This window comes from Bacillus sp. 95MFCvi2.1 (genome assembly GCF_000374965.1).
Lineage (GTDB): Bacteria > Bacillota > Bacilli > Bacillales > Bacillaceae_G > Bacillus_A > Bacillus_A pseudomycoides.
On the sequence record NZ_KB895697.1, the window covers coordinates 182,911 to 202,436 of the forward strand.

Consider the following 19,526-nt stretch of genomic DNA (forward strand, 5'->3'; position numbering starts at 1 on the left):
GTGATTGAATATGCAACTTCAATTTTTTGGTTATCTTTTTTATAATTATATTTTTGTACATATGCGTTTTATATAGTGATTTCTAATAATAAGGAAATAAATAATTTGCATACAAATAAAGCTTACTAATACAACAATTGAGCTTTGAATAACGGACATTTCCCTACTTACTGTTTGTCCTAATTGGTGAAAAGTTAGAAATGCAAAACTGCTGTGAACCATAGCCACTACAATCGGTAAGAAAAATAGGATCATCATTTGTCTTGTCACAATTTGCTTTAACCCTTTTTGGCTTAAACCAAATTTTGAAATCATCTGATATTGCTCTTGATCACGTTCTAAATCAGTAAATAAACGGAAATATAAAAAACTTAGCGTAAATACGAAAAATAAAATTCCCACCAATACACTTGTAATAGAAAGTAATCCGTTTTGTTGTTTCAGTTCAAGCCATCTCAAATTCAAAGATGAAAAGATATAATAATCATCTTGACTCGTACCAATGAACTTCATAAGTTTTGTAGAAACTGCAGTTGTATCAGGCCAATTTTTTATGATAAAACCGTATATAGTGTAATCCCGGAGTACACTTTCATGTTGTATATTTAGGACTTTACTGTAAACAGCATCCGAGACAATAACAGGTTTCTCAATTGCGGCGAATTCTGGGATATAAATTGTTTTTTGCACAGAAAGTGGTACTTCTAGTTCACCATGTATTAATTCAAATGTTTTTCGATCCTCTGCACTATTGCCGTTCTTCTTTAGTCGTATAGCGATACTTTCATTTTCATTTGTTAATTTCTCTATTTCATACCCTAATTTTTTAGCGTATTCATTATACGTAGAAAGATTAATTAACACCAATCCGCTGTGTGCCCTTTTAAATTTTGTTGCTACAAGTTTATAAGAAAATCCAGATTCTTTTAATTGTTTTTTTATCTCTTCAATATGGGATTTTTCTCGTGTATTCCCCTTATCCGATTGATAGGTAAATGCATATGGGGTCTCATGTTTTGCCAATTCAGGATTTGTGATAGCCGTACAAACTCCAATTGCTGTAAAAGATACAGCTGATATAATTGTAACTATAAAGAACGTTCTCGCATTATCTTTCATTCGATACATTAATTCTGAGATAACAAGTAGATTGGTTCTTTTAAAGAATGTAGTCTCTCTATTTTTTAAAGTGTATATCACATATACACACAATTGAGTGAAGAAAAAATAGGTTCCAAATACGACAAGCGTGACACCTACTCCTACGAGTAATAATAATTGATTCAAACTCATGCAATTCACCGCAACGATACTGTGGTGGATGGCGGAGTAACCTGCTCCAATTAAGATAATTGCCAACAAGGATATCCAAACGGACGCTTTCGGCTCAGGTTTTGGCTTTTCCTCTGATTTTATTAGTTCTACAAGCTCATTCATTTTCACCATTTTTAATGTAAACAATGAAATGAGTAGGAATAAAACAAAAAAGGAAATAGCTGTTACTCCCATAGACTTTAATGGAAAGTAAAATGCTAACGTATGCTCTATTGCCAATAAAGACCCACTAATTAGTAAAACTAATTTAGAAAAAATCATCCCAATCCCAATGCCTGCTATTATAGAAGGGATTCCAATCAACATGTTTTCGAGAAAAATTAATCGATGAAGCTGTTGATAAGACATTCCATGTAACATTAATAATCCAAACTCTTTTTTTCTATTTTTTAAAAATGCACTAACAGAATAGAAAATCAAAAAGAAAGAGAAAAAAAAGATTAAGTAATACGATAGGAGAAATCCTATTTTCCCAAATGTACTCATTATGGTGCTTGCGTTAGTCAGTTCGCCTTGTAGGTTCGGATGATAGACAAGTAGCCCATAAGTAAAAAAAATCATTACCGCAAATGTGCTACTAAAAAAATGGCCGAGATATATTCGTTTATTCCGTATAACATTATTAAATGCGAGCTGCCGAAAAATCATTTTTGTTCCCTCCTAACATAGAAAGACTGTCCATAATATTTTGATAAAATAACGAACGATTGTCATTGTAGAAAATTTCATTATATAACTGTCCATCTTTAATAAAAATAACGCGGTCACAGTAACTTGCAGCAACTGGATCGTGCGTTACTAACATCATTGTTGCCTTTTCTTCTTTATTTAATTGTGTTAATATCTCCATTACATCTTGGGAAGCTTTAGAATCTAAGTTTCCTGTTGGCTCATCGGCAAGAACCAATTTAGGAGAATGAATGAGTGCACGGGCAATCGCTGTTCGCTGTGCTTGTCCTCCTGATATTTCATATGTTCGTTTATTTAAAATTTCACTAATTCCTAATTTTTTTGAAATAGATTCTACTCGTTTATTTATTCTTTTCACGTTCATGCCATCTAATACGAGCGGAAGAACCATATTCTCTTTTACTGTTAATGTATGCAACAGGTTAAAGGATTGAAAGACGAATCCTAATTCCTGTCTGCGAAATAAGGCCAAATCATTGGGTGAAAGTTGATAAGGATTTTTATTATTAATGAATATACTGCCTGATGTTGGTGAGTCAATAGTAGAAATCATATTCAATAACGTTGTTTTCCCACTACCAGAAGGGCCCATAATCCCAACAAATTCTCCCTCTGTAATTGTTAAATTAATATTTGAAAGTGCTGTATGTGAAACCTTTCCTGTGTATTCTTTACTAAGATCTTTTACTTTTACTATTTTCATATGAGAAATCCCCTCCAAATTTACAAACTAAGAATGAAAGTTGATAGATGATGCCTGCCGACATTTTTACTTTTTTTAAAATACGAATAATTCCCCATTAATTGGTGATCTAGTTTCGTATTTCCTTATTTAAACTGTAATTCTTAATCGAATGTTTTAAGCACTAAAATAACTTGATATCGTATCACAAGTTTTTCATGAATGTTTCTGTTATTCATTGTAGTAGTAAAATTATTTTTCTCATATTGAATTGCCTTACATTTTACTTACACGCTTGTAATATTTCTGAAAATACAGTTTATAAGATCCTCGGCAATGATTCTTTTTTGGGGAGATAGCAAAGAGGAATTTTTTATATGCACTTTACTATACCGAACTAGATTTCGGTATAGTTTTTTTTGCAATTCATTGTGTCTTCTTTACCAAACACGTATAAAAATCAATATTATGAAAGTAAACTACTGGGTAAAAGTTTACTTTCGGTTTTTTAAACATTTACAACTAATTTTGTAATAAATTTCTCAATATAGATATAAATGTTATCTATGGTTTTGATATTAAAAAATATAATATAATAACAATAAGATGGTTATTCCCTTTTGTTTTACTCCTTATGCTGAAGATAAGATCGCATTCCCCGATCTTATCTCTTTTCTTTCTAGAAATTTAATGTAAAAAATCATAAAAAATAAGGAGTGAAACATATTAGTCATGTATAATATGTTTCACTCCTTTTACTTTTTGTTCAACAATCGCGCCCTTTAGCTTAATAAGAAAACCCCTTATTCAAATACAACCATTTCTCCGACAGCCATAAATCCAAATCGCTTATAGATATTTTTCCCATCATCTGAAGCCTGTAATACAACTGGTTTTTGTTTATCCTTTGTTTGATTTAGAAGAAATTGAAACATTTCACTGCCATTTCCTTTACCTCTAAATGTCTCTTTTGTCATCACATCATAAATACCATAACTATCTTTGCTTTCTATTAATAAACCAGTAGTTACAGCCATTTCGTCTATGCATCCAATAAACATTTGAACTTCTGAACCTAATTTTATTTGTGAAAACTTATTAAAATAACTTTCTAATGCATCTTTTTCTGGTGTACCTTCAAATAAGCTCATAAATACCTCTATATATTTTAAAAGTTCTTCATTATTTTTCACATTAGTAATCATAAGCTGATGGGAAATTCTTTGACCAACATTAAGAGTATTTTCAAGTTTCATCATTACATTACGTTCCGTTTCTTTTAGGTCATATTCTTGCATAAGTTTTTTCCAATCATCGTTTAAATACTGAGCATCAATCCAAATACTAAAGGGATATTCTTTATAAGAAAAATTATCGATTCCATGTCTAATCTTAACTGCATTTTTGATATTTGGAGATTTCGGCAATAATACATTGAATGTATCAGTAGGAATTTCTGTATTTGCTATGACGAAATCTTCTTCCTTTGTAAGTTCTCCACTAACTGCATGAGTAAATACTTTTAATTTTTCTTCAAAATTGTTTATTACTAATTGTTGATTTGTAATCATGTTTTTGCACCTTTCAATTTAATTTAGCGCGCTCTTTTTTATTATAAGGTCAATTAAATTCTAAAAAAACTGTGTTCACCGTATTTATATCCTCCCATAATTTTCAGAAAACATTGAAGTGATTCATTTTCTTTTCTTAATAATCTGGCCCGTTTGTTGAATGAACAGGGAAGGAGAACAACGTTCTCCTCCTACCCTAAATTTTTTTATATACATCTGCATAAGCGACTTTCAATTGCTCACGCAATTGCTTGTTCTCATCTTCTAATTTTTTGATTCTTCGCTTCAACGACTCAAGGATGGCATCTTTGTTACTGTCATTTATCTCCCTTTTGATCTGTTTTGGTATAGGCGCTTGTGCTTGTTGTTGGCGTAATGTCTCAATCCGACCACGCAACTCCCGGTTGTTATACAGCGTTGCTTTCGCCACACCAGCTTCACTCGCTACACTGTTGAAATTAATAGTCTCATTGGCTCGTACGAGCCGCTGAATAGCTACGTTGACCTTTTGGTGCGTGGAGGCCTTCCTTAAGTTATGACACCAATCCTCCGAATTTTGAAATTTGTCCCCTCCCCCATGCCCATCAAGCTAGTAATTTAAAGTGTCCCCAAAGCGAAAATTTTATTAATTTGCAGTAATTTATGAATGGATGGATATTTTTTAATAAACTTTGATAAATTTATGACTGAATATTCCTAATAATTAGATAAATATTTCTATAAATTCTAAATATTCACTTTTTTGTAAAAGATGATACATTTAGGGTGTGAGTTACAAAACTATTAAAGGGGGATTTTTTATGTTCAAGAAATTAGTAGTCGGGGCATTAGCGACAGGTATTGCATTAACTGGGGGGATTGGTGCAGCATCAGCTGATACAGTAAAACCTGTGAGTTCTCCGAATAAAGCAACTGAAACAGCTTATTCAGAAAACCAACAATATATTTCAGATAGAATTGAAAGTATAGTTGAAAATACAAGTGAAGTAGAAAGACCATTTGTACCAAATTTTTCTGATAAAAATAATCTTATTGGAGAAAAAGCAGCTGCAGCATTTGATTGGAGATATTCCGGTAATTATAATTTTTCTACATCAATTCAAGTGAAGAAAACTATATCTGTAGCAAACAATGGAAATATTGGAGTAGGTATTCAAAACAATAAAAATTTTAATTTTAAAGTTGTAGTAAAAAGTTTATCATCAGGAAACACTGTAACCCATACTGTAAAAGGAGGACCAATGAGCGGTGGCGATTATGTTACAGACTTCTTTGGTCCTATGAAAGCAGGAGACTATGTTGTAACCTTAGTGAATACAGATGGTTCATGGCACCAAGGCCTTGTTTGGCTTGGATGGTAATTACTTGAATTTATTTATTTTTGAGCAGACTTTTCAAAAAAGAAAAGTCTGTTCTTTTTAATTCTGCGCGTCTCCTTGTTTTTGAGATGCTGATTTAGGGGTCCCGCCACACATCCATCAACTTAAGGATTATTACGGTATATATGACAAATATTCCTACGGAATGGGTACCAAAAGAGAAAATCTGTGATTTATATTCACTACGTTGGCAAATTGAGCTGTTATTTAAAATATGGAAATCTTGGTTTCAAATTCATCGTTGCAAATCTATTAAACAAGAGCGGTTAGAATGTCATCTTTATGGTCAACTCATTAGTATCTTATTATGTTCTTCTACTATGTTTAAAATGAGAGAACTCCTGTTACGTAAGAAACAGAAAGAGCTAAGTGAATATAAAGCGATGTACATGATTAAGGATTATTTTTTACTGTTTCATCAAGCATTACATAAAAACACCCAAGAGCTATCAAAGGTTCTCCTTCGTCAGTTTAACCTCCTACAGCACAACGGACGAAAATCTCATCGATACGAGAAAAAGACAGTCTTTGATATTTTGGGTGTTGTTTATGAGTATACCACTTCTAATCATAAAGTAGCATAGTAAAAAAATTGAAACCCGTCAGGGTTTATTTGATATGCCTACTTTTATAACTTCTATAAAAGATTATAAAAAACTAAGTGGAAAGACCGCATTTTGTACAAAAATATACTTTAAGTTGATGGATGTGTGGCGGAACCTCTTTAAGAAGTTCTAACTTTGAGGGTAATACTCAGCAGGATACAAAGATTAATCCTCTTGCTATGAACATTTATAATTTTGGAGAAATGTCATTTAGCAACTATAAGTGGATTGATAGTGGCACATCATTTTACCTACCTCAAAGTGTACAGGTAGAACCAAAAACTAAGACTTCTGGATTGGCAGTTCAAATATATAAAGATGAAGTGCCTTATCAAGAATATAGAGTTAAAGGTTCCTTTTCGAGTGGATTAAACATTCCTATTGCTTACCTTTTAGATGGATATAATAATTATTATCAACTTAGACTAAAAAATTATGGTGGGGGAACCATATATCTCTATGGTGGACAAGTTTATTATAAATAATACAATTCCTTAAATTTAATACCTATGTACAAATTAAAAAAGACTGGGATTCCAGTCTTTTTTTCAAGGATTAACCCATTAATATTAAAGCATTCTATATCCTGTTAATAAATTTGTTAGTTGATTCTTTGATTATCTTGACTATAAACTTCAATAGTATATAAATCATCTTCAATCCATTTTTGTGCTTGCGGTGTTTTAAGTAAATTATCAATTTCTTTCTCGATCTTCTTCCCAAGTTCTTTAGCTCCTGTATCAGTACTATTTATAGGAGTATATATAGCAAACGGAGTAGGTTGGTTCAATTCTATATAAGCCCGCATTGAAAAGCCTTTGTATCCTTTTTTCTGGAACAATTCTTCATAAATATAACTGTAAATATTATCCCATCTGTTCTCTATTTTTACGATGTCCATATTTCTTTGACTAACATTAATAGTATATAGTCTAATATCTTGGTTCTTTAACCGAGCGTTAATCTCTTTTTTTACCTTACTTGTATTTACAGTATCAGCTATTTCTAAGTCTACTGTTCTTGGTGTATCGCTCATGGAGGCACTAAGGAAGTCCTTTTCATCTATCGTTTCCATAATAGTGTCCATAACTTTTGATTCTTCACTTTTTGCTTCTTCTTTATCGTTCTGTTGACAGGCACTTAATAAAGTGGCTAATAAAAGAGGTAACAATAATCCTTTTCCTTTTTTCATCCCAATCTCCTTTCCAGTGATTCCTTGTTATATATTTGAGTCGTATCTGAGCGTAGATTATAAAAAACATAATACAAGTGTAATCAATCTAACTTCTATTTTCATATTGGATTAGGTATTCTCCAAAGCAAACGAAAAACCTTCACCTAATTTTTACAGATGCGACAAATCAATGTACAGACCAATACCGTACTCCTTAATTTGTATTGAAACTGTTATCAATTTCATTTCATTTTAGAGGGATATTTCCAATCACGATTTCCTTTAGAAACAGTCGAAGAGGCTTCACTTTGTTTAGTTAGGCTTTGTTTCTCTATGTTTTCCAGAGATTTTTGCATCTGTTCCATTTGTTCTTTTACTTCTTTTATTTCAAACTTCATTTCCATAAGTAACCGTAAAATAGCATCTCCTTTATTCATTGCAACATACTCCCTTCAGTTTTCTCTTATTGCTTTTTAATTAACTGAATTTGAAAAATATCTGATTCCTTTATACCTAGAACTCTCATTTCATCTTTAAAAGTTCGCCAGGACGCAACTTTAATGGATTTTGTACTTTTATCCATTAATGTGTACACTCTTATGTACTGTATTTCCTGTTTCTCATTTCTTTCCACGTTGTCTTCCTCCGTTATTTTTGATTGATGTAATCATAATATCTTTTTAACGAAAGTTTAGATTTAAAGCCTACTTGTTTTATAATTTCTTCCTCTGAAACATGATGCTCAATAAGTCGTAGAATGAACGTGTTCCGTAAGTGTTGCGCTGAGATCCCTTTACGTAAATTTGCTCGAGCAACTTCAAGTCGAATCATCTTTTGAACAGCAATCTCTGTTAGGGCTTTCGGTGCATCGTTTTCATATGACCAATGATAGGTATTCCGAGTAAAATCGAAGGCTACGAATAAGGGATCATTACTATGGTATTTGGGACGAACAGGTTCAGGAATGACCTTGTAATAGTTAAACAATCGTTTTTTATCATCTTCAGTTAAAAGGATTGTTCTTTCTATACCCACTATTTTTGGTACTGAGATTGTATTGTTTTCAAAATGAACGTGCTTCATCTGTAAACTTACAAGTTCCTGTAAGGATAATCCATTATTGACGAATAAATGTACAATAGAAATGTTACGATCCATAAGTACTGAACGAACAGAACGTTGTTTTTCCGTTAATTCTTCTAATGAAGTTAAAATATACTTTAACCTTTTTTCTTCCTCTTTTGAGATAAAGTCTCCATCACGTAACGCACGATTAGGTTGAATACTAAATTGCATCTCTTCTAACGGATTTGGCAGTTGTAAATACTGATACATTCTATTTAAGACAATATAGACACGATGCATTGTTTTATCAGAGTACCTTCGTTGCTGTTTTAAATCATAGAAATACGCTTCATAATCCTTTGTACCAAGCGTCGTCCATATATTATGTGTAGGAAGTTTTTTAGATTTTTGCAACCAATGACCAAAGTCTTCAATATCATAAGCATATCGTTTAATTGTAGAAGGCTTGCGTCCTTTATTTAATAAGAAAGAAGAAAAATGTTGTACAGTATCTTGAAATTCTTTTGTTGGCATAAGCTTATCATCCTAATTTTTCTTTTAGTATATCAAATTTTACACATATTCCACTTACCCATTCATCCCCAAAGAAAATATATAAATAAAAAAGATAAGACCAGAAACTCGGTCTTATCTTTGGCATAAGGAGAAACAAATAGGGAGATAGCCATCACTTTTTTATCATATTACATTAACTGTTAATTTTGAATATTATAGTTAAAAATAATGACAATATCCACATTGAGAAATTTATTACTAATTTGTTTGTGCAGTATCAAAAGGTACACCTTTAGGAACTACATGAACCCACGAAAAAGTAGCGTTTGTAATTTCAGACGATAATTTGCGTGATTTTTTAATGATAAATTACATATGGACCAAAGGAGAAGCCTTCAATTTTACAGACTTCTCCTTTTATATTTTTATTTGTGAAATCTTACAACACTGTCACCTTTATGTAAGGTTATTAGATAGTTTAACTATTATTTCAATGTGATAATAAAAGTATAAAGTATAAGAAATACATGCATAAAAAAATATATTATACAGAGGTAACCATACGATGATTTTAAAACTAGCATTTATACTCTTTGGAGTATTCTTAGTATTATGGGGTATATATAGTACGAAAAAATATGAATCATTTTTAGACAAGCTTACTGGAATAGGACAGTTTTTAGGCGGCATTACATGCATAATTGCTGGGATTTTATCCTTTATAATTAAATAATTTATAAAGGAGTAGCTTCAACCTTATTAACTTATAAATCACTTATTTTGTATCAAACAATCCTTACATATGGAGGTTTTAAAATGAAAAAATATATTTTAACTTTAATACCATTTATCCTAGGGATAGGGTGTGTAGTTAGTTATAATACTATTGGATCTAAAGTTGCATCGGATGGTACTCTTGTGGAACCATTCTATTTACTACCAATGGGTTATTCATTTTTAGCTATAGGTATAATTAGTCTTTTTGTAAGTAAAATGAATAAAGTTAATAAATAGACTAAAAAAGAGCCTTAATAAGGCTCTTTTTTTAATCTTGTGAAAAGTTTTTTTATGGTTTTCTCATTGTATTTGGGTGTGAGGTAGATATTGGGTTAAAGCGAAGCAAGAGACTAGTCCTTATAGGGGTACGGCAACATCGCCATCAAGCTAAGGTTTTGAAGTACCCCCTAAATGAAAATTTTCTTTCTCTACAGTTAGTTATTTTGAGAAATCAGCTCGTTTTTTTTGTTTTGGGGAACAACCAGTTTCTTAAGTTGATGGGCATGTATGGTGACCCCTAATAGGTGTTGTAAAAATTGGTCAGCCGCTTGATTAAATCGTTGATTCAGTCCCTCAGGACTGATAAGCACTTCTGTCGATGCTTCCAAACAGCTAGATAACTGAGTTAAAGAAGTCGTAGCGACATTTTGGCTCATCCATACACATAAAGTGACTAAATCTTTTGCTTGGTATTTACTTGTTCGTTGCACGAAGCCAACATCTCTAGCAAGATCTCGTAAGATATTTGGAGATAAAAAGCTTTGAATCTCTTGAGCAAATAGTTGTAATTGATCAGATACAGAAATAGACATACAAAAAACGCCATCCTTTCCTATAATTCTACAGAAAGGATAACGTCTTTTTTTGCTTTATGGATAGTGCAAACCCTTAGTTCCTTTTATATAATCAGCGTTATCAGTAGTTAATTTAATTTTTTACTTAAAACAACACTTCTGTAGTTTGTAATTTCCCAATTGATATATTCAATGAAACGATATCCCTTATCACCGTAATATTTAATAAGATGACTGGCTCCCTCAGCTGTATCTAATACGAGTTCCTCTATCCCTTCTTTTATTGCTAATTCTTCAACTAATTCAATCAACTTTCTTCCGATTCCCATTGATTGATAAGAAGGATGGATGCCAAACTGACCTATTGTTGCTACATTACCTTTATTATACCAATTACATCCTTTGTTACTTTTTGGTGAGTAATAAGAAATTGAACCAATAATTTTATTATCTCGAATGGCAACAAGGCATAGTGCCTTGTTAATTCGTTCAAGAGTAATACTAGAATCCTGATGACTTGCCAGATAATTAAAACCTAAATCAGCCAGTTTTTTATATGACTTATTTAATACTCTGGTTAACTGTTCAACATCATCTTTCTTACTATCAAAAACACGAATATGTATCCCATTATAACTAGCTAAAATATTCTTTTGAAATGTACTCATATATATATCCCCTTTTATCTATCACATCACTTCCAATAATCTTTCATTAAAACAGTAGACCAATTTGCTTGTTTAATTTCATTCTTGGGAAGAAATTCCTTCATTACAGGTTTAATATCAATAATAGGTGTTCCATCTATTGCATCTAAGCCTTTTACCACTAATTTATTACCAGTATGCTCTATCAATTGAACTGTAGTTACACCTAATTTATTCGGTCTATTTTTTCCTCTTTGTGAAAAAATTCTAACTTTAGGGAAATCGAGGTTATTTCTCGGGTGCCTTGCTCCATACTGTACTTTATCATCAGGTACTTTATCAAAGTAAAAAATGATTTCTAAGTGTGAAAAATCCTCTATGCCTTGTAATGCAGATTCATTTAATTCATCAGTTAGTTCAATTACTGAAACAACACAACCCCAATTATCATCTTTCAATTCTTCACGAGAATTATGAACATATGCAACTGGTTTAATTGTAATTTCCATATAAGTCCCTCCAAACACTCCTTTTTATTAATCCTATAAGACATTTAACGATAATTAAATTTTATTTTTCTTATTAACTTAATAAGTTTTACTAATAACCTACTAAAAAAATATGCCCCTCCCTAAAATTATTTCTATTTTGGGTACCACCACATACCTATCAAACCAAGAAAACAAGTCACCCCAAAAGCGATAAAGTGAGGTTATTTGTTACAAGAAAGTCTAAAACTTCGTTCTGGGGGGGCTACAAAATTTTAACTTGATGGCGATGTGGCGCTATCCCTAGCAAAAGATTGTTATTCGGCCATTTTTGAGATGGATTTTTTTAATGTAATGTGTATCGTCAGCGTATTTTATTTCTTTACAGCATGAATGTAATGAATGGTCTCAAAGGATGATAGGTAGTCTTTTCGATCGTCAAAATACAGCTCATTAATTTTATCAGGTGATAAATGTTCATAAATGAGTAAACCAGATTTTTCTAACATTCTCTCAATTTCATAATAAGAAAAGCATGACTTCATTGGTTCCCCGCTTGCTGAAGCCATTTTTACCATATTTTCAACTCTATTAAAGATTCCTTTTTCTTCAAAGAGTTTTTCGTCTGCATAATCAAAAACTATGGAACTTCCTGATGGGACTTTGGCGAATAAATTATCTATTAAACTTGAAATTTCTTCTTTCGTTAAATAATAAGAAACACCTAAAAGGCTAAAGAAAGTTTTTTTATTACCAAATCCTCCATCTCTTAGATTTTGGTAGGAAAACTTTTTGGTGAAGTCCATAGAAATAAAATGAAGATTACTCGGAACTTTAAAATTAGCTCCATCCAATCTGTTCTTCTTAAATTCCTGTGTAGTAGGATAATCAATTTCAAATATCTCTAAGGTGTTTTCCAATTCTGGATGTCGAAAACAAAAAGTATCTAACCCGGCACCAAGTATGACATATTGTTTTAACCCTAACATTACTTCATTAATTAATACTTTTTCACAATACGCAGCACGTGCCAAGGGTGTTGGAGAAAGTTGAATTTGTGTAATCCATTTTAATATTTCTTCTGTATTCCCCTTAAACTTTTGCGCGATATCTTTGTTGAAGAAATGTATGCCTTGAACCATATTGTCTTTGATATTATTGAATTCTTTTTGTGAAATTAAATCTTTAGCTATATAATCATTAAAGATTTTAGGGGTATCAAATTGACTATGATAAGATCTTCCAAAAGCTGATATTAACGAAGTTAAACTTGACTCACCTTTCTTCATACAAACACACTCCTTCATTTTAGAACAAAAAAATAGGATTCCCCTGGCCAGGAGAATCCTATTATATAACCGAAAAATACAAAAGTAAATTATAGCACAAATAAAAAATTTTGTCAACTATTTTGATTGGGTTGTTTTCGTATAAATATTGACACCTAAGAACCATGTTCTTTCGTAACAAAAACGACCGTTTTTGTTACGTTTTGTATTTGAAGATATTAAAGTATCCTAACTATTGAACTAGCTGTAACAAAATACTGAATCAAAAATAATTCGTAACATTATTAGTAAAACACCTTTTTGTTACATCGAAATCTAATCATGGAAATAAAATTGGTCTCCTGTATAATTAGATTTTATTATAAAAAGCCCCATCCAATCGGATAGAGCTTTCGTATACTATTCAACTTTCAAAAAGTAGTTTTATCTCTTTTATTTGTTCTATGTGACGCTGTTCATGCAAATATATCAGTTCTATCCATTGATCAAGAAGTAATTCTCCCAGAGCAGGATGCTTCACTGATTTTTTCGCTAATATGGATACGTCTTCTATTGTACTAAGAAAAGTCATCAATTTTTTTCTCGAATCGTTTAACAAATCAATCATTTGCTGAACTTCAAATGGTTCTAAGCTTGGTTCAACAACTTTTGGAGCTGTAAATTTTTTCGTTCTATCTAATAATATAGAGTGAATTTCTTGACACTCTTTTTGGGTACTATCAATCTCTTTTAATCCAAATGAAATAACTTTTATAGCTGCCTCATCTAATAAAACTAAGTGATGACAAACTTGTGCTATACTCCATTTATTTATATCTGGCTTACTATTGAATTGAGCATCACTCAATAAAGTAATCTCCTTTAATAGGTTATTTCTCGTTTCATAAAACTTGTCATTTACAAATTTATTCATGAGATTTCTCCCTTCACCTGAAAGTACATACTTAGATTCCTATTCCGTATATATTCTCTACGATAAAAAGGGTTTCCTTCACTACTCTACGTTAAGGGGTCGTACCAACTCCCCTGTCACCACCCCTATTTATCAGTTCAATAGTGTAAGGTGATAATAAAGTTATTTAATTTCGATATAAATATATAAGAGCCTTGCTACATTTTTTTGTAGTAAGGCTCTTTAAAGTTGTTTAATTTCTATCCATTTAAATGTATTGGTACTCAAAAATCAATAATAAAGTTGTTTAATTCTTATTGAATTAATGTTACTTTGTAACAAAGTTTGATTAAAAGGTGGCTGAAAACATTGATCTTATGGCTCAAGAAACCAACGTATTTTGAAAATTGGGTTTTTAACCAATTCCTCTGGACTTTGTCTTAATTGCGTCTATTTTAACTTCAAAATCTTTTGAACCAAAAAGCTAATTTTATTCTTCGACTTTCCAGGCTCGAATCACTTTTTCATTCCCTGTTACATACATCATGTTTTGATTAAAACATATATGACTTATGCTGCCTTTGAGCGCCTTGAAATATCGTGCTTCGCCGTCTAGGCTAAGTTCTATAAGAGTTCCGTTTGCTAATCCTAATACTAGCCATTGACTGTCTGGGTGCCATCTAATCGAATAAATCGCACTATGAAATGTTTTAAAAACTGGGAGTCTGAAAATGAACTTTCCAGTATGGGCATGTATTAAAGAAAATGAACTTGGAGAATACCGATCATCAGCTATACCGCCAATCGCAATATAGTTACCACAAGGGCTTACACTTAAACAATAAACCTTTAAATCCCCACCAAGTTCTGTAATCCATTGGAAGCTTTGGTTAGTTAATTCAATACATCCAATTCTTGACCCATCCATGATGTAAATGCAATTTTCCTGTTGAGAATATACCATAAATTCGATATAACCACTTTCGGAAAGGTGTATATTCTTTAAAAAGTCCTTTTGGGTTAATACAGGTTTCCACTTACGTAAATCTAGATCAACCTCTATGAGGTGATACTTTTCGGGATTCAGGGCATCATTTAACCACGGATGTGATTGTACGGCTTCTTCTGAGATTCTTAATTTCGTTCCTTTTACAGTTGCTGGTTTGATATCAAAGTGAGTTTTCTCATGTAAATCTTTCCGAGGAACTAGCGCAATAAATTTATTTTCATTTTCCGATATCCATGTAAATGGCGGAGATAGCGGAAGAATATCAATCAAATTTAATGGATATAGATTACAAATAGCTACATGTGCCCGATATCCTTCTACTAAAGGTCCATCAGCTAAAAGTACGGAGTCATCATCTCTTTTAATCATTTCACGTCCAATATCAGTAATTTCATCAATACAATGAAGAGAACTTCCCTCGCGGATTTGTATTCCGGGTATATCCGAAACATACATTCCACCATCGTATGTATGTATAAATTTATCTTCGAAAAGGTGAACTAGATTGGAGTATCTTTTTCTCGCATTATCTTTCGCACAAAGTATACCTTTTTGCCGGTATAATACAGTGGGTTCAGCTATTTTATATGATAATAAAGAAACAGGTACAGATTGTTTCTTTTCTTCTGACGATAATTTATATAGTGGTTTAAGATCATGTGTATGGATAGGTGCATAAATGTTATCGCTTTGTATATCAAACATATCCCAGTTAAAAGCTCTTGCAATATCAAGACGAAGCTGCGTATAAAACCACAATGATTCGTCGTTGTTCAAATATTTCCAAGGTATACATGTTTCTATACAGTTACATAAATCTGAATCGATGCTATCCCCATTTCCATCAACAAAGGATAAATAAATCTCCATATAATAGTTCCCTTTTTCAAATAACCATTGAAAAGCAGATATTTGTTTGATTTCTAAAATGGAACTGAGGAGCTCGTTGCACTCTTTTAAAGTTTTCGTTTGCTTATAACTTGGGAGGTTGGCAATTCTAACATTTTGACTCACGTATATTTCCTCCTTCTACTAATTGATGTATTTCGCAAGTTAAAATAGAGTCATTTGTTAATTAAAATAGAGCCGGTTAGTATTAACTGCTCTCAAACGATTCTTTTGTTTCTAGCATTCTATAAGTACCAAAGATCATATTAATCACATGTGCACGATTGTCATCCAATCTGTTAATACAGCGGCTAATAGGGGTCACCATACATGACCATCAACTTAAGAATTTTATAATGCCCAAAAACGAAAATTTTGTATCTCTTATAACAACGAAGTTTATTTTTATTACTTTGGGAACAACTAATTTCTTAAATTAATGAGCATTTCCCCCTTTAATCGAAAATCACTCGGATTTTTTGAGTGTAATTTCTTTATAACATGAAATTACACAGCTAATAGAGATTAACAGAAATGTACAAGATAAAATCCAAGTTCTATAGTCTATGATACTAATAATGAATCCAAATATTGAAGCTACAAACATTATGAAATTGAAGGAAAAATAAAACCATTTACTAGTTTTTTTATAATTTTTCATTAAAAAAGCTCCATCCATTAGAGTTTTATACATATTATACCATTAGAAATTAACAATTTAATAAAATGAATATTTATATATATAAACCCAAACTCCTTTGAAAGCAATTTTTGATGGTGCTATCCCATCACCATCAACTTAACAGAACAGGTTGCCCTAAAAGTAAAACGATAAAAATGAACTTCGGTGCTATAAAACACACAAAATTTCCGTTTAGGGGGTACTCTAAAATCTTAGCTTGATGGGCATGGGGTCACCATACATCTCTATCAACCTAAGATAAATTTATATCCATAATCCACAGAAAACGTTATTCCTTCTAATCTAGCTTGTTTAGAAAGAATAACGTTTTTTTGTACTTGGGGGGTAATAAAATTTCTTAAGTTGATGGGTATGGGTCACCATATCAAAAAAGAAAATTGTACGTTTAGACACAATTTGGACACCATTAACCCGTTTTACTATACGCTAAGAGATATTTGTTCAGAAAATCTTATGTTTATGAACAGAGGCTAAAACACAATAATATCAACATTTTATAGCTATAAACATGTTCATAAAGTGTGTAAACAAATCAATGTTCAATTAAACTTAGCTTTTTATCTTTCTTAACACTCAATCGCCTTTAAAGAAAGCTGTAATGATAAGGCTTTGTAGTCCTTAGCGTACAATTTTCCCAGAATAATATAGTGACCCCTACTAGCTAGATCACACACTTGCTTTCATTATTTTCTCGGACCATACGCAGCGGTTGGTTTAACAGGTTTCGCATCCGTCGCTTCCCATATAGGGGCAGTTAATGTTGGATAATTCAAAGCTTCTACTTTTTTTCTTGTTTCTTGTGATGCTTTCAGTCCCCATTGATCGAAAAATGGCAGTAAATTTTGTTTCGCTACTTTCGATGTATTGTAAATAAAGGCTTGTATTTTATCTTCATTCGTTTCTGGAAGTTTGTCTTTTGGCAACTCTCGATATAGTTTGTGAAGATTTGGATAGAAATCTTCCCCATATGCTAAATGAAGTTGCCAAAACATAACAACTTTCACAAACGGGTCATTAATATTTTCATATTCTTTATCTGTTTGTTTTAAGTATTGAAAGGCTCTGTCATAATCCCCTTCTTTTTCTAAACGTGTTGGTTGAGCTGGAAATAATTGTTTTTGTGCAACTAAAGAGTATATATTAACATTGACTTCAACTACTCCATCCCACGTCCAAGGGTATTGTTGCCTTGTATGCCCTGCTTCATGCATTTGTCCCCATCCAAATTCATTTGCATTTAAAGCACTTTTAATTGCATCATAAGCAGTAGTAAATACGACTCCATCTCGACCTGCATACATGTACATGCCCGGTGGGTTGTTAGGATTTTCTACAAAAGCCCAAAGACGGCGAGTTGAACGATGTAACGGATTAGAACTTGTTTCAGATAGTCCCGATATTTTATCTTGTGCTAGAATCATTTCATCATATTTTTTTAATAGGGGCACAGGATCTTGATCCGTAATATATTTCTTCGCACTATCGCGAGTAACAGTAAGTACTGCTCGTTTAGATTTCAATTGTACAGCAGGTGCATCTGGATATTTGTCCATCATGGCAATCCAGTCTACTTTCGTATGCTTTCCTAATTCAAAAAATGGAACGGGACTTCCACCTTGTGTTACTTTGACCTTAACGGTTCCTTTCCCTTCACAGTTATCAAACCCTAATAAACCACCGTTTGGAGAGGAGATGGTGTTAGAACCCGGGGAAAGACGAAATGCTTTTCCCCCCTCTTTATCATATTCATTTGTCCCAATAGTTGCTCCAAGCTTGTCTAATCCTGATAGTCCCGATACTTCAATTGTGACTTGTTCATTCGGTTTTACATAGATTCCTGTTGGCGTATAGTTTCGTTGCTCACTTCTTCTTTCTCTTGCTGCTTCACCCATATAATGTCCTGTACTTGGAAGTTCAAACGTCCTCTCTTCATATTGCACCTGGGTTTGCGTAGTTTCAGCATGAATGTTCAAACCATTTACAGTCATAGATGTAAATAATGTCGTTGTCAAAACAGCAGATGCCATAAATACTTTCATTGGTTTTTGTAATTTACGATTCTTTCTTTTGTTCATATCAATCATTCCTTTCATTTAAATTCGTTCTAACGTTCATACGAAACGCCGATTTCCTCACTAGCCCTTTATATCATTTTATTATGTTAATACAATAAAAATCCCTCTTACTATGGCTACTTTTTTAAATTTACTTATCCCCCCTCTCTTATTTCATACACGTAAAAATTATACCTATATATAATTTTGAAGTGGAGCATCTGGCCGCGTATAGAAACGGTCATGACTTTTCCCACCATATCCAAATGAGAAAGCAAGGCAGATCATGTTGTATTCTGCATAGTAGGTATGTCGAAGAATTAAAATAGATTTATATGGCTATTACTTCCATTTATACATAACTAATATGTATCGCCCTTTATTCTTTATGACTTTTTACAATTTAGGTCTTGATAACGTACAATTTTCTTTTTTTGATATGGCGAGGCCTATATACACCAGATTGTTAGTTCACAAAATACAAGAGATTTGAGATCAGTATCGGAGTAACGCCACATCCCCTATAATGATTGATATGTTACGCCTTTCGAAAGAATCTGATTTATAGAACGTGTCAGAATTTATATTTTACTATATTTAATATTCATTTAGTGTATTTTTCGTTAATATGTATAATTACATAAAGGGATATCGTCAGCATTTTGGAAAAAAGCCACGCTAAGAGCATGCAAGATTTTATACAGTTTTTCGGCTAATCCAGTAACAAACGAGAACCCTAAAACCACGCCAGGATAGGAATGTATAAAAAAATGCATAGATCCATAGAACAAAAAAAGGAGGATCCCTTGTGAGAGTAAGGATCCTCCTTGTCTTCGCTACCGATAATTGTGCGTTATGTGAACTGGATTTGTATAGAGTATGCATTCAACCCTTTCGGATCTTACTCAACTAAAGGGCCATTTAATTGAATAAGACTTCCAAATAAACACTGGATATTTTTGTTAATA

Annotated in this window: 15 protein-coding genes and 3 pseudogenes; 4 read left to right on the forward strand and 14 right to left on the reverse strand. The window is 32.3% G+C overall.

Features of this window, described 5'->3' with window-relative positions:
* Positions 1 to 45: 45 nt before the first annotated feature.
* The 4 genes and pseudogenes from C568_RS0113695 to C568_RS30825 form a co-directional block, all read right to left on the reverse strand.
* Positions 46 to 1,983, reverse strand: a complete 1,938-nt coding sequence (locus C568_RS0113695) for an FtsX-like permease family protein (RefSeq protein ID WP_018781860.1) — start codon at positions 1,981 to 1,983, stop codon at positions 46 to 48.
* Positions 1,958 to 2,728: an ABC transporter ATP-binding protein gene (locus C568_RS0113700; RefSeq protein WP_018781861.1), complete on the reverse strand. Its 771-nt coding sequence runs from the start codon at positions 2,726 to 2,728 to the stop codon at positions 1,958 to 1,960. The genes C568_RS0113695 and C568_RS0113700 overlap by 26 nt, the downstream gene beginning before the upstream one ends.
* Positions 2,729 to 3,510: 782 nt before the next feature.
* Positions 3,511 to 4,278: a GNAT family N-acetyltransferase gene (locus C568_RS0113705; RefSeq protein WP_018781862.1), complete on the reverse strand. Its 768-nt coding sequence runs from the start codon at positions 4,276 to 4,278 to the stop codon at positions 3,511 to 3,513.
* A 196-nt stretch (positions 4,279 to 4,474) separates the two neighbouring features.
* Positions 4,475 to 4,816: pseudogene (locus C568_RS30825) on the reverse strand (DUF6262 family protein); the annotation flags it as partial.
* Between the two features lie 262 nt (positions 4,817 to 5,078).
* Between C568_RS30825 and C568_RS0113715 the strand changes: the two are divergent.
* From C568_RS0113715 to C568_RS30835, 3 genes and pseudogenes are all read left to right on the forward strand, one after another.
* Positions 5,079 to 5,639 carry a hypothetical protein gene (locus C568_RS0113715; protein WP_018767572.1) on the forward strand — a complete coding sequence of 187 codons (561 nt, stop codon included), beginning with the start codon at positions 5,079 to 5,081 and terminating at the stop codon, positions 5,637 to 5,639.
* Positions 5,640 to 5,761: 122 nt separating this feature from the next.
* Positions 5,762 to 6,241 (forward strand): annotated as a pseudogene (locus tag C568_RS30830) (transposase); the annotation flags it as partial.
* Between the two features lie 200 nt (positions 6,242 to 6,441).
* Positions 6,442 to 6,747 (forward strand): hypothetical protein, encoded by a 306-nt coding sequence (locus C568_RS30835; protein ID WP_231398767.1) that lies wholly within the window; start codon positions 6,442 to 6,444, stop codon positions 6,745 to 6,747.
* 116 nt (positions 6,748 to 6,863) lie between these two features.
* On the opposite strand, the gene C568_RS0113730 is transcribed toward C568_RS30835, so the two are convergent.
* The 3 genes from C568_RS0113730 to C568_RS0113745 form a co-directional block, all read right to left on the reverse strand.
* Positions 6,864 to 7,454: a DUF4030 domain-containing protein gene (locus tag C568_RS0113730; RefSeq protein WP_018781866.1), complete on the reverse strand. Its 591-nt coding sequence runs from the start codon at positions 7,452 to 7,454 to the stop codon at positions 6,864 to 6,866.
* Positions 7,455 to 7,678: 224 nt separating this feature from the next.
* The gene (locus C568_RS0113735; RefSeq protein WP_018781867.1) at positions 7,679 to 7,873 is read right to left on the reverse strand and encodes a hypothetical protein; all 195 of its coding nucleotides are present in this window, start codon (positions 7,871 to 7,873) and stop codon (positions 7,679 to 7,681) included.
* Positions 7,874 to 8,084: 211 nt separating this feature from the next.
* Positions 8,085 to 9,035 (reverse strand): tyrosine-type recombinase/integrase, encoded by a 951-nt coding sequence (locus C568_RS0113745; protein ID WP_018781869.1) that lies wholly within the window; start codon positions 9,033 to 9,035, stop codon positions 8,085 to 8,087.
* A 798-nt stretch (positions 9,036 to 9,833) separates the two neighbouring features.
* Between C568_RS0113745 and C568_RS0113755 the strand changes: the two genes are divergently transcribed.
* A complete protein-coding gene (locus C568_RS0113755; protein ID WP_018781871.1) occupies positions 9,834 to 10,031 on the forward strand; it encodes a DUF3955 domain-containing protein in 198 nt (65 codons plus the stop codon).
* A gap of 281 nt (positions 10,032 to 10,312) precedes the next feature.
* Here C568_RS0113755 and C568_RS0113760 read toward each other — a convergent pair.
* The 7 genes and pseudogenes from C568_RS0113760 to C568_RS0113790 form a co-directional block, all read right to left on the reverse strand.
* Positions 10,313 to 10,606 (reverse strand): annotated as a pseudogene (locus C568_RS0113760) (IS4 family transposase); the annotation flags it as partial.
* Between the two features lie 110 nt (positions 10,607 to 10,716).
* Complete coding sequence (locus C568_RS0113765; protein WP_018781873.1) at positions 10,717 to 11,256, reverse strand: GNAT family N-acetyltransferase; 540 nt, start codon at positions 11,254 to 11,256, stop codon at positions 10,717 to 10,719.
* A gap of 26 nt (positions 11,257 to 11,282) precedes the next feature.
* Positions 11,283 to 11,744: an SAM-dependent methyltransferase gene (locus C568_RS0113770; protein WP_018781874.1), complete on the reverse strand. Its 462-nt coding sequence runs from the start codon at positions 11,742 to 11,744 to the stop codon at positions 11,283 to 11,285.
* 353 nt (positions 11,745 to 12,097) lie between these two features.
* The gene (locus C568_RS0113775) at positions 12,098 to 13,012 is read right to left on the reverse strand and encodes a class I SAM-dependent methyltransferase (RefSeq protein WP_018781875.1); all 915 of its coding nucleotides are present in this window, start codon (positions 13,010 to 13,012) and stop codon (positions 12,098 to 12,100) included.
* A gap of 403 nt (positions 13,013 to 13,415) precedes the next feature.
* Positions 13,416 to 13,925 carry a DinB family protein gene (locus C568_RS0113780; RefSeq protein ID WP_018781876.1) on the reverse strand — a complete coding sequence of 170 codons (510 nt, stop codon included), beginning with the start codon at positions 13,923 to 13,925 and terminating at the stop codon, positions 13,416 to 13,418.
* A 469-nt stretch (positions 13,926 to 14,394) separates the two neighbouring features.
* On the reverse strand, positions 14,395 to 15,927 hold the full coding sequence (locus tag C568_RS0113785; protein ID WP_018781877.1) for a hypothetical protein: 1,533 nt from the start codon (positions 15,925 to 15,927) through the stop codon (positions 14,395 to 14,397).
* Between the two features lie 1,260 nt (positions 15,928 to 17,187).
* Positions 17,188 to 18,579: a M60 family metallopeptidase gene (locus tag C568_RS0113790; RefSeq protein ID WP_029427282.1), complete on the reverse strand. Its 1,392-nt coding sequence runs from the start codon at positions 18,577 to 18,579 to the stop codon at positions 17,188 to 17,190.
* Positions 18,580 to 19,526: the final 947 nt, after the last annotated feature.

Excerpts from the sequence above, each read along its gene's own strand:
- C568_RS0113695 (WP_018781860.1), bottom strand. The coding sequence starts at position 1,983 with ATGATTTTTCGGCAGCTCGCATTTAATAATGTTATACGGAATAAACGA.
- C568_RS0113700 (WP_018781861.1), bottom strand. The coding sequence starts at position 2,728 with ATGAAAATAGTAAAAGTAAAAGATCTTAGTAAAGAATACACAGGAAAG.
- C568_RS0113705 (WP_018781862.1), bottom strand. The coding sequence starts at position 4,278 with ATGATTACAAATCAACAATTAGTAATAAACAATTTTGAAGAAAAATTA.
- C568_RS0113715 (WP_018767572.1), top strand. The coding sequence starts at position 5,079 with ATGTTCAAGAAATTAGTAGTCGGGGCATTAGCGACAGGTATTGCATTA.
- C568_RS30835 (WP_231398767.1), top strand. The coding sequence starts at position 6,442 with ATGAACATTTATAATTTTGGAGAAATGTCATTTAGCAACTATAAGTGG.
- C568_RS0113730 (WP_018781866.1), bottom strand. The coding sequence starts at position 7,454 with ATGAAAAAAGGAAAAGGATTATTGTTACCTCTTTTATTAGCCACTTTA.
- C568_RS0113735 (WP_018781867.1), bottom strand. The coding sequence starts at position 7,873 with ATGAATAAAGGAGATGCTATTTTACGGTTACTTATGGAAATGAAGTTT.
- C568_RS0113745 (WP_018781869.1), bottom strand. The coding sequence starts at position 9,035 with ATGCCAACAAAAGAATTTCAAGATACTGTACAACATTTTTCTTCTTTC.
- C568_RS0113755 (WP_018781871.1), top strand. The coding sequence starts at position 9,834 with ATGAAAAAATATATTTTAACTTTAATACCATTTATCCTAGGGATAGGG.
- C568_RS0113765 (WP_018781873.1), bottom strand. The coding sequence starts at position 11,256 with ATGAGTACATTTCAAAAGAATATTTTAGCTAGTTATAATGGGATACAT.
- C568_RS0113770 (WP_018781874.1), bottom strand. The coding sequence starts at position 11,744 with ATGGAAATTACAATTAAACCAGTTGCATATGTTCATAATTCTCGTGAA.
- C568_RS0113775 (WP_018781875.1), bottom strand. The coding sequence starts at position 13,012 with ATGAAGAAAGGTGAGTCAAGTTTAACTTCGTTAATATCAGCTTTTGGA.
- C568_RS0113780 (WP_018781876.1), bottom strand. The coding sequence starts at position 13,925 with ATGAATAAATTTGTAAATGACAAGTTTTATGAAACGAGAAATAACCTA.
- C568_RS0113790 (WP_029427282.1), bottom strand. The coding sequence starts at position 18,579 with ATGAACAAAAGAAAGAATCGTAAATTACAAAAACCAATGAAAGTATTT.